The following is a 12030-nucleotide window of genomic DNA, read 5'->3' on the forward strand; positions in this document are numbered from 1 at the left end:
CATCCGTGCTGTGGGACCTCGCGACATGAAAGACTGGTCTGCTTCGCAATATCTGAAGTTCGAAGACGAGCGGACCCGCCCGGCGCGGGATCTTCTGGCGCAAATCCTCATCGATACGCCGAAGCATGTGGTGGATATAGGCTGCGGACCGGGCAATTCGACCGAGCTCCTCGCCGCCCGCTGGCCTCAGGCAAAAATCTCGGGCTTCGACACGTCGTCGGCCATGATCGCGGAAGCGCGCCAACGCCTGCCTGATATCGACTTCCAGCTGGCCGACGCGGAAAGCTGGACGCCGGAGGGGCCTGTCGATGTCATCTTCGCCAATGCCGTTTTCCAGTGGCTGCCCAATCATCAGGCAGTGCTCAAGCGATTGCTCGAACTGCTTGAACCAGGTGGCTTTCTTGCCGTGCAGATGCCCGACAATATCCGCGAGCCCTCGCATGTGCTGATGCGTGAAACCGCTGTCGCCATGAATTTCGGCGCCAAGATTGCAGGCGTTGCACGTGCGCCCTTGCCGCCTGTTTCTTCCTATTATGACCTGCTTGTGCCGCAGTCGGCGCGAGTGGACATCTGGCACAGCGTCTACAATCACCCGCTGGCAGATGCTGCGGCCATCGTCGAATGGGTGAAAGGCACGGGACTTCGCCCCTTCATCGATCCGCTCGATGCGGACGAACGGCAGACCTATCTTGTCGCCTATACCGCAAAGATCGCTTCGGCCTACCCGCCTGCGGCGAACGGCAAGGTTCTGCTGCGCTTCCCCAGGCTGTTCATGGTCGCGCAACGCAGATAGGGGCAGGCCGCGCTCCGGGGCATCCGGGACGCCGAAATCTGCTCGCAATCGGCGCCGGATAACGGCCAGCGCACCGTATTCGAACCGCTCTGGCTGGCGTAGACTGTGCGCCAGCGAATCTGGGGAAGCCTTTGGAGAGGCGGGGTTCGCGAGAAATTGCAGGCATCGGACGGTTTCATGAATCGCGTCATCATCAGCGGTATCGGCGTTGAAATTCCTGAAGCCACGATCAGCAATGATGAGTTGGTCGAAAGCTTCAATATCTGGGTCGACATCGAGAATGCCCGGCGGCAGGCGGCCGGCCAGGATTTGATCAAGAAGTCGGACAGTGATTTCATCGTCTACGCCTCCGGCGTCAAAAATCGCCATGTCCACACGCTCGACGGCATTCTCGATCCGGAGCGGATGACGCCGCGCATCCCTCCGCGCCACGACGACGCGCTTTCGGTCGAGGCCGAATTCGGCGTCGTTGCGGCGCGCAAGGCGCTTGTTCATGCGGGGCTCACCGGCGCAGACATCGACATGGTCATATGCGCTGCCTCGCATCAGCAGCGGCCATATCCGGCCATATCCATCGAGATCCAGAAGGAACTCGGCATCGAAGGTGCCGCCTTCGACATGAGCCTTGGTTGCTCGTCAGCAGCGGCAGCACTGCATGTCGCTTTTAATCTGGTGCGTGCGGGCGGGCAGAAGCGTGTGCTGATCGTCACGCCCGAGATCATCACCGGGCATCTCAATTTCCGCGACCGCCAGACGCACTTCATCTTTGGCGATGCGTCGGTGGCCATGGTCGTCGAGGCGATTGCGCCGAAGGAGACGCGGGCGGGGCGCTTCGAGATCGTAGATACGCGCAACTGGACGCAGTTTTCCAACAACATCCGCACCAATTTCGGCTTCCTGCTGCGCGCCGGCCAGGAGAACACCTCTGTCGTCGAGATGGAGGGCAACATGATCAAGCAGGTCGGCAACAAGGTGTTCAAGGAGGTGACGCATGCCGCGCACCGCTTCATCACCGCCTTCCTCGCCGACCATGGCATGACGCCGTCGGATATCAGGCGCTACTGGCTGCACCAGGCCAATGCGCGCATGAACGCGATGATCCTGAAGCTGGCGCTCGGCCACGAGGCCGACCAGGACACGGCACCCATGGTGCTGGAGCGGCTGGGCAACACCGCGGCGGCCGGGGCCATCATCGCCCTCAAGGAAAACCATGAGGACATGAAGCCTGGCGATTTCGGGCTGATCTGTGCCTTTGGCGCGGGCTATTCGATCGGCGGGGCTTTGGTGAAAATGCATTAACTGATCACGGTTGGTGATCGGAAGATCAGGCTTTTTGTCTGGATTTCCGTTTGATCGATCGGCATGGTGCCGTCTCAAATCAGAGGGCGGAAAAATGCTCGATCCGACGATGCGCAGGGATGGCGAACCCGAGATCTTGCCGGGCAGGAAGCTCAGCGGTCGCGTGGCGGGCGTCTATGTCGCGCGGTTCGATCATTTCGTGACGCGGGCCGTTGAAGCCTTGCCGCTCGGCTTCGAAGGCATCGACGGCGATTTCCATGCCGGCCACACCAGACGCTCGGGCGGCCGCGAGCCATGGTATCCGCGCGGCACTGAAATGCGCAATGAGCGCCAGCTTTCGATCGTCGCGCCCGACGAAATGGCGATCGTCGCCGACCGCATGGGCCTGGCTGAGATCAAGCCCGAGTGGATCGGCGCCAACCTTCTGCTCGACGGCGTGCCGATGCTGTCGATGCTGCCATCGGGCACGATGCTGTTCTTCAAGGGTGGGGTGACCATCAAGATCGACGGGCAGAACGCGCCGTGCCGCCTCGCCGGGCGCTCGGTTGCCGAACATGCCGGCATGGCCGACCATGATGCCGGTTCGCTGTTGTTTCCGAGAGTTGCCAAGCGCCTGCGCGGGCTTGTTGCCTGGGTCGAGAAACCAGGCCTGATCACCTCAGGCGAAGAGGTTTCGGTGCGCGTGCCCGAGCAGTGGGTCTATCAGGGGTGACGCGTCAGCGTGGCAGGCCGGCGTCGGTCAGCGGACTGCTGCGCGAGGCGGACGTCGCCTTGATAGTAGTAATCTTGTAGACCTTTCCCGACTTGTCATATGTCGTCCACTCGCCGACCTGGGTGCCGCCGCTGAAATGGCCGGAACGGAGCTTGGTGCCGTCCTTGCGAAACCATTCCCAGTAGCCATCGGCCTTGCCGCCACTGGTCTGGCCGACAACCCACAGGCTGCCGTCCTTGTGATAGTGACGATATGGTTCGGTGCCTTCAGCCATTTGCTGCCTCCTCGCTGCAAATTACCCGCCCATTTCGAGGAAACCAGAATTGTGCGGGTCGGGCAATCGGGGCCGCCTGGTGGCGCTTCAGACGTCCTCGTCGTCGGGATCGAGCAGGCGGGTGGCGCGCCAGCGTGTCAGCACGGCATTGATCTCGTCGAGGATGAAGAAACGCGCGGAATCGCGGTCGTAGCCTTCCGAAAGCAGCTTTTCATAGTCGGTGTGGGCGTGGCGGATATGGGCGACGGTCGCCAGCCACACCGCAATCGACGGCGGCAGCGTCTTCATGTGTTTGGCCTGCGCATCCGCCCTGATCGCCTCGGTGTCGGCGTAAGGCGCCAGCGGCAAGAGCAGCGTCAGCGCCTTGCCTATGGCGCGGCGGCGCCCGGTGGGTGGGTTCATCAGCTGCTGCCCTTGTTCGGGCCGCTGGCGTCGGGGAACGCATCGACGGATGGGAAATAGGGTTTGACATCGATGACTGGCGTGCCGTCGATCGCATCGATGGCATCCAGTTCGATGCGCCCGGCTTCGATGTCGATCGAAACGATAGCGGCGATATGCAAGCCGATGGGGTTGGGCCGGGCAGGCGAGCGCAGCGCGAAAACACCTTTGGCGTCAGATGCATGGCGCGGTTTCTGCACAATCAGATTCCGCGGCGCCTGTTCAAACCAGCTGAGGATGACGACGTGGCTGAAGCCGGCAAGACCGGCAAGTCCCGCCCGGTAGGGCGCATCGATCTGGAGCGTTGCGCCACCGCCCTTTTCGCGCGCCGCATTCATGTTCTTGGGGCAATCCTCGCGCAGCTTCCACGGCGAGGTGATGCTGCCGATGAAGACAAGCTTGGCGTCGCCCGGCATGGCTGCCGGATCGTTGGTGAGCGCCACTTCGCCTTCGCGCTGCTCGAACATCTGCATGGCATCCTCCCACCGTCGCGCCATTTTCTTGCCCGCATGCGACATTGGGCGTTGCAATCACTCGTTTCGTCACATAAAGATATGTTTATGTCTTTTGGCGAGAAACGAAGCTGATGCACGTCGCACTCGACACGATGGTAGATACCTTGAAGGCGGCGGCCGAATCCAGCCGCCTTCGCATTTTGACGCTGCTTTCGCGTGGCGATTTGACGGTCTCCGACCTGACCGAGATTCTCGGCCAGTCGCAGCCGCGCGTGTCGCGCCATCTCAAGCTGCTGCTCGAGGCCGGTCTGATCGACCGCTATCAAGAGGGTTCCTGGGCGTTTTTCCGCCTGTCGGATGCCGACCAGGCGCGCGCCTTTGTGCAAGGGCTGGTGTCGGGCATCGACAAGGCCGACAGCCAGGTGGTGCGCGATTTCGAGCGCCTCGACGACGTTAAGCACAAGCGCCAGGAGCGCGCCGCGCGCTATTTCAGCGCCAATGCGGCGAGTTGGGACGAGTTGCGTTCGCTGCATGTCGCCGACCGCGCGGTCGAAGCCGCACTTCTGAAGCTGCTCGGCAAGCGCCCGTTCCAGTCGATGCTCGACCTTGGCACCGGCACAGGCCGGCTGCTCGAAATCTTTGCGCCGCTCTATCGCCGCGGTGTCGGTATCGACCAGTCGCGCGAGATGCTGGCGGTTGCGCGTGCCAATCTCGACAAGGCCGGCATTTCCAACGCCCAGGTGCGCCAGGGCGACATCTTTTCGCCCCCCGTCGAGCGCGACGCCTTCGACCTGGTGACCATTCATCAGGTGCTGCACTATCTCGACGACCCGGCACGCGCCATCCAGGAGGCCGCGCGCCTGCTCCGCCCCGCCGGGCGGCTGGTGATCGTCGATTTTGCGCCCCATGGGCTCGATTTCCTGCGCTCCGAGCATGCGCATGCGCGGCTTGGCTTTGCCGACCGGCAGATCGCCGACTGGCTGGCCGAGGCCGGGCTGGAGCTTGAGGAGACGCAGGAGTTTGAACCGCGCGGCTCCTCGAACAAAGCGAGCCTCACCGTCAAGCTGTGGCTGGCGCGCGACCGCCGGCTGCTGATTGCCGACCCCAATCCTGAAATACAAGCCGCAAGGGAAACCGCCTGATGAACCAATACCAGCTGTCCAGGCGTTCCAATATCGGCGAGCGCGTCAAAGTCTCGTTCGAGTTCTTCCCGCCCAAGAACGACGATATGGAAGCGCGGCTGTGGGACACCATCAAGCGCCTTGAGCCGCTCAATCCGCAATTCGTGTCGGTGACCTATGGTGCGGGTGGGACGACGCGCGAGCGCACCGCGCGCACGGTCAAGCGTATCCTTGATGAATCGACGCTGACGCCGGCCGCGCACATGACTTGCGTCGATGCCAGCCGCGGCGAGGTCGACCAGGTTATTTCCGAATTCGCTGCCATGGGTGTCAAGCGCTTCGTGGCATTGCGTGGCGACCCGAAGGAGGGCGTGGGCGCTGCCTACCAGCCGCATCCCGGCGGTTATGCCAACGGTGCCGAGCTTGTCGGTGCGCTGAAGGGGCAGGGCGATTTCGACATCTCCGTGTCGGCCTATCCCGAAAAGCACCCTGAGAGCCCTGATTTCGCGACCGATTTCGACATGCTCAAGCGCAAGGTCGACAATGGCGCGACGCGTGCGATCACCCAGTTCTTCTTCGACAACGATCTTTACGAGCGTTACGTCGAGCGCGCGCGCAAGGCCGGCATCTACATCCCGATCGTGCCGGGCATCCTGCCGATCCACAGCTTCACGCAGGTCGCCAACTTCGCCTCTCGTTGCGGCGCGCATGTGCCGGCATGGCTCGCCGAGCGTTTCGACGGGCTCGAAAAGGACCCGCAGACGCATGCGCTGATTGCCTCGGCGGTAGCGGTCGAGCAGGTGCACGACCTCGTCGAGCGCGGCGTTGGCGACTTCCATTTCTACACGATGAACCGGGCGGACCTGGTGTTTGCCGTATGCCACATGATCGGCATTCGCTCGCAGGCAGCGCCAAGCTCGGCAGCGGCCTGAGGCGGTTTGGAACCAAAAAGGCCGGGATTTTGATCCCGGCCTTTTCGAAGTTTTCCACCTTAGAGGTGCTATCGTCTTCCGCCGTCTACGCGGCCTATGGAAGAGCTCCAACAATGAGCGCGCCGATGAAAGTGAATGCGGCGCAAATCATGAGTGCATTGATTGACCTAGTCAGTCCCATGCATAGCCTCCTCTGCGCAAGTCACAGGGCGGAATTTAGGGTCATTTCAGCCACACACAAGAAAAAAATGTGCTGCATTGCGACAAGATTGTGAGAATTGCGACGCAATCTCTCGTCTTAGCCTTTGGAATTATTTGCCTAATGCGCCCGTAAGGGTTGTGGAGAAATTGTGGCAAACTTTCAGCCGGCAGCAGCTGTGCGACGCCTGAAAAGGCGACCGTCGATGGTCACAAGCCCGAGCGCGATGAGGGCCATGCCGCCAAGTTCGAAGGTTTCGAGGCGTTCGCCAAGGAAGGTCACGCCAAGCAGGATGGCGCTGGCCGGCACGATCAGCGTGACCAGCGAGGTGTTGGTGGCGCCAGCAGACCCGACCAGCCCAAAAAACAGCAGATAGGCAAAAGCTGTCGACAACAGCGCAAGTGCGAAAACCGCCGCCCATACGCCGGCACTTGCGGTGAACAGGCCGCCGGTGCCGTGCGCTATGAGCACGATGGGGATCATCATCACGGTCGAGGCGGTGAGCTGGCCGGTGGCGACGATCGCTGGCGGCACGCCCTTGAGCCTGCGCGCCACCATCAGGGCAAAGGCGTAAGACAGCGCTGCGCCGATCAGCGCGAGCTTGGCCCAGACCGGGCCGCCGAGGCCGGCAACAAGACCGGGGCCGATCATGACGGCAGTGCCGCCAATGCCGAGCGCAATGCCGGCGAGCTTGTTCCAGTTCAGCTTCTCGTCTGATGTCATCATGTTGGCGACGATCAGGGTCCAAAATGGCGTCGTGGCATTCAGCACCGAGGCGAGGCCTGCGCCGATCTCGGTCTGACCGGCGAAGATGAGCGAGAAGGGGATGACGTTGTTGAGCAGCGCCAGCCCAAACAAGGTTCCGGCGAGCGGCAAAGCCAGGCGGAAGGAGGGGCCGCGCACCAGCAGATAGACGTGAAGCGCAAAGGCCGCGATCATCACCCTAAACAAGACGAGCTTGAGCGGTGCGATTTCGGCCACCGCTATGTGGACGAAAAAGAACGAGCCGCCCCAGATGACGCCCAGCAACAGAAGCTTGGCCCAGTCTCTTGCAGACATTTTGATTCCCTTCGTCGCCCTGTCACATTCAAGCGGTAGTCGCGCTTCTCCGATAGGGCCACCCGATTCCGGTGACGTGACGCAGCGGCCCGCTGGATGGCGCGCGGGTTGCATCATCGCTGGCTTGCTTTAGATTCCCGGCTCGAAACGAGGAGCTTGCATGCAGCGATTCGAAAATGCGCGCGAAGCAGCCCTGGCGCTCCGTCCCGATGCTCCGGTCTATTGTTTCCGGCCTGAAGTGCTGAAAACCGATGCCCGGAACTTCATGGAGATGTTTCCCGGCAGGACCGCCTATGCGGTCAAGACCAATGGCGAACTGATCGTGCTCAAGGCGCTGGTCGAGGCCGGGGTGACGATGTTCGACGTGGCGTCGCCTGGCGAGTTCGCGGCAGTTCGGGAGGTCTCGTCCGACGCCGAGATGATCTACATGCACCCGGTCAAGGCGCAGTCCGACATCCGGCTGGCGCTCGAGACCTATGGCATCAGGGTGATTGCCGTCGACCATGAAGACGAGATCACCAAGCTCAGCCGCGTGGTGCGCGCGCTCGACATCGACCCAGGCGCGATCACGGTGTTCGTGCGCGTGCAGACCAAGGGTTCTGCGGCCTATGAGCTGTCGAAGAAATTCGGCGCGGGACCTGCCTATGCCGTCGAGCTGGCCGAACGGCTGAACCGCAATGGCTACAGGGTCGGGCTGTGCTTTCATGTCGGCTCCCAGATCGAGGACCCCGACACCTACGAGCGGGCGCTTGCGTCGGTCGACTGGGTTCGCAACCGCGTCAGCTTCGATCTTGCCGGGCTGGACGTCGGTGGTGGCTTTCCGGCCGAATATGGCCATGATCCCAACAGCAAGAAGCCGGTGATGCCCTCGATCGGGCAGATCATGTCGCGCTTTCGCGGCGATCTGAAGGAATATAATTTCAATGATATGCCTTTGGTCGCCGAGCCTGGCCGGGTGATCGTGGCGCGCTGCCTGTCGCTGATCGTGCGCGTTTTGCTGCGCAAGGGCCGGCGCATTTACATCAATGACGGCATCTGGGCGTCGCTATCGGATTCGTGGACCGGCAAGATCACGCTGCCGGCGCGCTTCATTCCCGATCCGGCGATCCGCACGCGCAATGGCGACGTCGGCAAGATCGTGCCTTTCAAGGTGTGCGGGGCGACCTGCGATTCCGTCGACATCCTGTCCAGGCCATTCTGGCTGCCCGAGACCATCGACACCGGCGACTGGATCGAGATCGGCCATATCGGCGCTTACTCGCTGTCGCTCAGGACTCGCTTCAACGGCTTTTATCCCGACACATTCGTTGAGGTAACGACGCCGTTCGACGAGGGCGAGGCACCGCAAGGCTTCGCCAGCCTGGAAACGATGGCGGATTGAGGCAAGGAGCGAATAGGGAATTGCGAATAGTGAGTAGTGAACAGGGCGACGCGGCTTGAATTGCCGTTTGGCTGCTCCGATCTACGCTACTCGCTACTCGCTACTCGCTACTCGCTACTCGCTACTCGCTACTCGCTAAGTGACCATTCCCATGCACATTTTCCTTCTCGGCGGCACCGGATTCATCGGCAGCCATATTTTGAGGCGTCTGGCCGAGGGCGGCCATGAGGTAATCGGCCTCGCTCGTTCCGAAGCATCGGCCGAACGCCTTAGGGCCGCAGGTGCCAAGCCTCTGCTCGGCGACCTGCGCGCGCCGGGTGAATGGGTTGGCAGACTTCCGCCGGTGAACGCCGTGATCCACGCCGCGGCCGATTTCGGCGACGACATGGGCCCGGTCGAGACGGCACTGCTCGATGCGCTGTTGCCTGTGCTCGGTGCGATGCCGACGCGGCCGCGCCTGGTCTATACCGGCGGTTGCTGGCTGTTTGGTGCCACCGGCGAGCACGTGGCCACCGAGGATAGCCCGTTCGCGCCGCTGCCGGCCTTCGGCTGGATGATCGACAACATGCGACGCGTGCTGCAGGCGCCGGAAGTCGAAGGCGCGGTCATCCATCCGGCAATGGTCTATTCGGCCGATGGCGGGGTGTTTTCCTCGTTCATCGAGGCGATACGCGAGGGCAGGCCGGTCGAGGTCATCGGCTCGGAAGATGTGGTCTGGCCGCTGGTCCATGCGGACGACCTGGCCCACCTGTACCTGCGGGTCGTTGAAAAGGCGGATGCCTGCTCGGTCTACAATGGCTCCGCCATCTCAGGGCTGACTGTCGGCGAGATCGTCCAGGAGGTGGCGCGGCTGCAGGGGGTGGATAGGCCGGAACGGCGCGTCATCAGCGCCGATCTTGCAGCAGAACGCCTGGGCGAATGGGCGCGGGGTTATGCCATCAGCCAGCGCCTGAGCGGAGACAAGGCGCGGACCGAACTCGGCTGGAGGCCGGTCCATCACGACGCGGCCTCGTTGTTTTAGCTAGTGAATAGTGAAGGTGCGTTGTCGCACGCACTATTCGCTGATCGCTACTCGCTGCTCGCCTGAAGATCGGCCAGCAGCTCGTCAGTTGGCCAGCCATCGACCGGCAGCTTGAGGCGTATCTGTTCCTGGCGGATGGCTTCACGGGTGTTGGTGCCCAAGATGCCGTCGATGCCGCCGACGTCGTAGCCCTTGTCGGCCAGCTTCTGCTGCAGCTGCTTCATGGCTTCGCCTGTCAGGCCCGGGTCGGGATTGCCGCGATCAAACGCCGGCTGGCCGGCGAGACGCGCTGCAAAGTTCGCCGCGGTCAGCGTGTAGGTCGCCGACTGGTTCCACTCGAGATAGACGTCGTAATTGTCGTAGGTCAGGAAGGCCGGACCCTTGCGGCCCATCGGCAAGACGACCGCCGCTTTCAGCCCATTGTCCTTGAGCGGGCTGCCGTCGCGCATGGTGACGCCCATGTCGGCCCATGTGGTCAGCGGCTGCTTGTTGGTGCGGCCGGTCTGTTCCCAGGCCATTTCGGCGGGAACCTTGACTTCCTCGATCCACGGCTCGCCGCGCTTCCAGCCGCGTGACTGGATCTTCTTGCCGGTGGTCAAGATGACGTCGGCCGGGCTGTTGCGCAGGTCGACAATGCCGTCGCCGTCGCCATCGACGCCGCGCGCCAGATAGTCGGTGGGCAGGATCTGGGTCTGGCCGATTTCGCCGGCCCATGCACCCTTGACGTCGGCGGGCAGGACGTTGCGGTCGATCAAGGTGATCAGCGGGATCACCTGCGGGCGGAACAGGTCAGGCCGGCGGCAGTCATGCGCCAGCGTCACCAGCGCGTTGAGCGAGTTGAAATTGCCCTGCACCGCGCCGAAATCCGTCTCCAGTCCCCAGAACGCGGCAATCACCGGTCCGGGCACGCCGTAGTCCCGTTCGGCGATGGTGAAGTACTGGCCATATTTCTGCAGGTTGGCGGCACCGTGCTTGAGCCGGTAGTCGCTGATCATGCGCTCGGAAAACTGGGTGAAGGTCTGGGCGAAGACGCCCTGGGCGCGGTCGCGTTCCAGCACCTTCGGGTCGAGCGCCGCGTTGGCCAAAGCTGCAAGCCCCTGCTCGCCGACGCCGGCGGCGCGGGCCTCATTGGCAAGGTTCTGCTTCCAGGTGGCGAAGTCGTCGCCGCATTCCGAGGTGACTGTCGGAGCACCCTGGGGCACTGCGGCGGTGTCCTGCGCGATTGCCGGCATTGCGGCTGTGGTCAAAAGTACGGCGACCAGCGCCTTGCTCAGCAGTTTCATGGGCAGCTCTCCTGCGTGGCCCGTCACGTCAAGGCTTTCGCTACAGCGAAAGCAGGGACGGCCAGCTCAAATGTCTTGCCGCGCCTATACAGAAACGGGGCGAGGGCCGCACCCCCTCTTCTTGTCGCATCAGCCATGCGAAATGCGCAGCCCAGCGGTGCAGTCCGGGCTATTGGGTGTTGGCGGCGAGCCACTTCTTCCAGTGCTGCTCGGTGCCGTTGAATACATTGATGTCGGCGTCGCCCTTGATGCCCGGCACGACACCCGTGCCGGTGTATTGCCAGAAGGTGAAGGGGTGGCTGCCGTATCTCGTGGTCGGGTGACCGGCAACCGAACGCAGCCAATAATGATAGCCCGGGAACGTAGACAGGTTGTTGTCTTCGAAGAAGTCGATCGAGGTGTATATGATAGGCTTCTTGCCGTAATGCTTCTCGACGATGTCGAGGAAGATCTTCATCTCGCTGCGCACGGTGGCGGGAGGCGGGCGCAGCTTGCAGGTCGGCGACTGCGGGTTCCATTCCATGTCGAGGATGGGCGGCATCGAAGAGCCTTCCCTTGGCACATTGTTAATGTACCAGCTTGCCTGCTCTGCTGCCGGACGGCAGAAATAGTAGAAATGATATGCGCCGCGTGGCACGCCGGCCGCCTTGGTCCCGCGCCAGTGCTCGCTGAAATAGTCGTCGACGCGGTCGCCGCCTTCGGTCGCCTTGATGAAGGCGAAGGAAATGCCGCTGCCCTTGGCCTTGGCCCAGTCGATCGAGGTCTGGTACTTCGACACGTCGGTGCCGTGGATCGCGTAGGTCCAGGGCGCGCCGCTTTCCCACTGGTGCGGATCGCTGTCGCTGAAGCGTGGGTTCTTGACCGACACGCTGGCCATGGTTGTCGATTTGCCGGTGGGGGCAAGGGACAGGGTGTCTACGGTCGAGCAGGCGCCGAGGAAGGCGAGCAGCACAAGAGCCGAAACGCGGCGCATCACTTCTCCTTGGACCAGCACAGCCGGTCAGAGCTTGTCGTTATGGGGTTGGCCCCGTGGCCAGATTCTACGTCGATGGATCAGCGG

13 protein-coding genes are annotated in these 12030 nt (G+C 62.5%); 7 read left to right on the plus strand and 6 right to left on the minus strand.

The features are described 5' to 3' along the window. Nucleotides 1-25: 25 nt before the first annotated feature. From tam to AC1DLV_RS07510, 3 genes are all read left to right on the plus strand, one after another. A complete protein-coding gene (tam, locus tag AC1DLV_RS07500; RefSeq protein ID WP_476798941.1) occupies nt 26-793 on the plus strand; it encodes a trans-aconitate 2-methyltransferase in 768 nt (255 codons plus the stop codon). A 177-nt stretch (nt 794-970) separates the two neighbouring features. After that, nucleotides 971-2092 carry a beta-ketoacyl-ACP synthase III gene (locus AC1DLV_RS07505; RefSeq protein ID WP_476798942.1) on the plus strand — a complete coding sequence of 374 codons (1122 nt, stop codon included), beginning with the start codon at nt 971-973 and terminating at the stop codon, nt 2090-2092. Between the two features lie 94 nt (nt 2093-2186). After that, nucleotides 2187-2804, plus strand: coding sequence for an MOSC domain-containing protein (locus AC1DLV_RS07510; protein ID WP_476798943.1), 618 nt, complete (start codon nt 2187-2189; stop codon nt 2802-2804). A 4-nt stretch (nt 2805-2808) separates the two neighbouring features. Here the strand turns inward: AC1DLV_RS07510 and AC1DLV_RS07515 are convergent, their stop codons facing one another. The 3 genes from AC1DLV_RS07515 to tsaA form a co-directional block, all read right to left on the minus strand. Further along, complete coding sequence (locus AC1DLV_RS07515) at nt 2809-3078, minus strand: toxin-antitoxin system YwqK family antitoxin (protein WP_476798944.1); 270 nt, start codon at nt 3076-3078, stop codon at nt 2809-2811. 87 nt (nt 3079-3165) lie between these two features. Further along, nucleotides 3166-3480: a DUF2293 domain-containing protein gene (locus AC1DLV_RS07520; protein ID WP_476783488.1), complete on the minus strand. Its 315-nt coding sequence runs from the start codon at nt 3478-3480 to the stop codon at nt 3166-3168. Further along, complete coding sequence (gene tsaA, locus AC1DLV_RS07525) at nt 3480-3986, minus strand: tRNA (N6-threonylcarbamoyladenosine(37)-N6)-methyltransferase TrmO (RefSeq protein WP_476799243.1); 507 nt, start codon at nt 3984-3986, stop codon at nt 3480-3482. Before tsaA ends, AC1DLV_RS07520 begins: the two co-directional genes overlap by 1 nt. Before the next feature lie 119 nt (nt 3987-4105). Between tsaA and AC1DLV_RS07530 the strand changes: the two genes are divergently transcribed. Next, entirely contained in the window at nt 4106-5116 is a 1011-nt protein-coding gene (locus tag AC1DLV_RS07530; RefSeq protein ID WP_476783489.1) for an ArsR/SmtB family transcription factor, read from the plus strand. After that, complete coding sequence (gene metF, locus AC1DLV_RS07535; protein ID WP_476798945.1) at nt 5116-6027, plus strand: methylenetetrahydrofolate reductase [NAD(P)H]; 912 nt, start codon at nt 5116-5118, stop codon at nt 6025-6027. Before AC1DLV_RS07530 ends, metF begins: the two co-directional genes overlap by 1 nt. Before the next feature lie 361 nt (nt 6028-6388). Here the strand turns inward: metF and AC1DLV_RS07540 are convergent, their stop codons facing one another. Then, the gene (locus AC1DLV_RS07540; RefSeq protein ID WP_476798946.1) at nt 6389-7285 is read right to left on the minus strand and encodes a DMT family transporter; all 897 of its coding nucleotides are present in this window, start codon (nt 7283-7285) and stop codon (nt 6389-6391) included. A 160-nt stretch (nt 7286-7445) separates the two neighbouring features. On the opposite strand from AC1DLV_RS07540, the gene AC1DLV_RS07545 reads away from it, so the two are divergent. After that, nucleotides 7446-8666, plus strand: coding sequence for an alanine racemase (locus tag AC1DLV_RS07545; protein WP_476798947.1), 1221 nt, complete (start codon nt 7446-7448; stop codon nt 8664-8666). Nucleotides 8667-8817: 151 nt separating this feature from the next. Beyond that, nucleotides 8818-9687: an NAD-dependent epimerase/dehydratase family protein gene (locus AC1DLV_RS07550; RefSeq protein ID WP_476798948.1), complete on the plus strand. Its 870-nt coding sequence runs from the start codon at nt 8818-8820 to the stop codon at nt 9685-9687. Between the two features lie 47 nt (nt 9688-9734). Here the strand turns inward: AC1DLV_RS07550 and AC1DLV_RS07555 are convergent, their stop codons facing one another. Beyond that, nucleotides 9735-10970 (minus strand): lytic murein transglycosylase, encoded by a 1236-nt coding sequence (locus AC1DLV_RS07555; protein ID WP_476798949.1) that lies wholly within the window; start codon nt 10968-10970, stop codon nt 9735-9737. A gap of 169 nt (nt 10971-11139) precedes the next feature. Next, nucleotides 11140-11943 carry a glycoside hydrolase family 25 protein gene (locus tag AC1DLV_RS07560; protein ID WP_476798950.1) on the minus strand — a complete coding sequence of 268 codons (804 nt, stop codon included), beginning with the start codon at nt 11941-11943 and terminating at the stop codon, nt 11140-11142. Nucleotides 11944-12030 lie beyond the last annotated feature (87 nt).

The organism is Aminobacter sp. 01T433 (assembly GCF_056398585.1).

What these genes read in the sequence shown, in the direction of transcription:
- AC1DLV_RS07560 (WP_476798950.1), bottom strand. Translation starts at nt 11,943, where the DNA reads ATGCGCCGCGTTTCGGCTCTTGTGCTGCTCGCCTTCCTCGGCGCCTGC.
- tsaA (WP_476799243.1), bottom strand. Translation starts at nt 3,986, where the DNA reads ATGTTCGAGCAGCGCGAAGGCGAAGTGGCGCTCACCAACGATCCGGCA.
- AC1DLV_RS07530 (WP_476783489.1), top strand. Translation starts at nt 4,106, where the DNA reads ATGCACGTCGCACTCGACACGATGGTAGATACCTTGAAGGCGGCGGCC.
- AC1DLV_RS07505 (WP_476798942.1), top strand. Translation starts at nt 971, where the DNA reads ATGAATCGCGTCATCATCAGCGGTATCGGCGTTGAAATTCCTGAAGCC.
- tam (WP_476798941.1), top strand. Translation starts at nt 26, where the DNA reads ATGAAAGACTGGTCTGCTTCGCAATATCTGAAGTTCGAAGACGAGCGG.
- AC1DLV_RS07515 (WP_476798944.1), bottom strand. Translation starts at nt 3,078, where the DNA reads ATGGCTGAAGGCACCGAACCATATCGTCACTATCACAAGGACGGCAGC.
- AC1DLV_RS07545 (WP_476798947.1), top strand. Translation starts at nt 7,446, where the DNA reads ATGCAGCGATTCGAAAATGCGCGCGAAGCAGCCCTGGCGCTCCGTCCC.
- AC1DLV_RS07555 (WP_476798949.1), bottom strand. Translation starts at nt 10,970, where the DNA reads ATGAAACTGCTGAGCAAGGCGCTGGTCGCCGTACTTTTGACCACAGCC.
- metF (WP_476798945.1), top strand. Translation starts at nt 5,116, where the DNA reads ATGAACCAATACCAGCTGTCCAGGCGTTCCAATATCGGCGAGCGCGTC.
- AC1DLV_RS07540 (WP_476798946.1), bottom strand. Translation starts at nt 7,285, where the DNA reads ATGTCTGCAAGAGACTGGGCCAAGCTTCTGTTGCTGGGCGTCATCTGG.
- AC1DLV_RS07550 (WP_476798948.1), top strand. Translation starts at nt 8,818, where the DNA reads ATGCACATTTTCCTTCTCGGCGGCACCGGATTCATCGGCAGCCATATT.
- AC1DLV_RS07510 (WP_476798943.1), top strand. Translation starts at nt 2,187, where the DNA reads ATGCTCGATCCGACGATGCGCAGGGATGGCGAACCCGAGATCTTGCCG.
- AC1DLV_RS07520 (WP_476783488.1), bottom strand. Translation starts at nt 3,480, where the DNA reads ATGAACCCACCCACCGGGCGCCGCCGCGCCATAGGCAAGGCGCTGACG.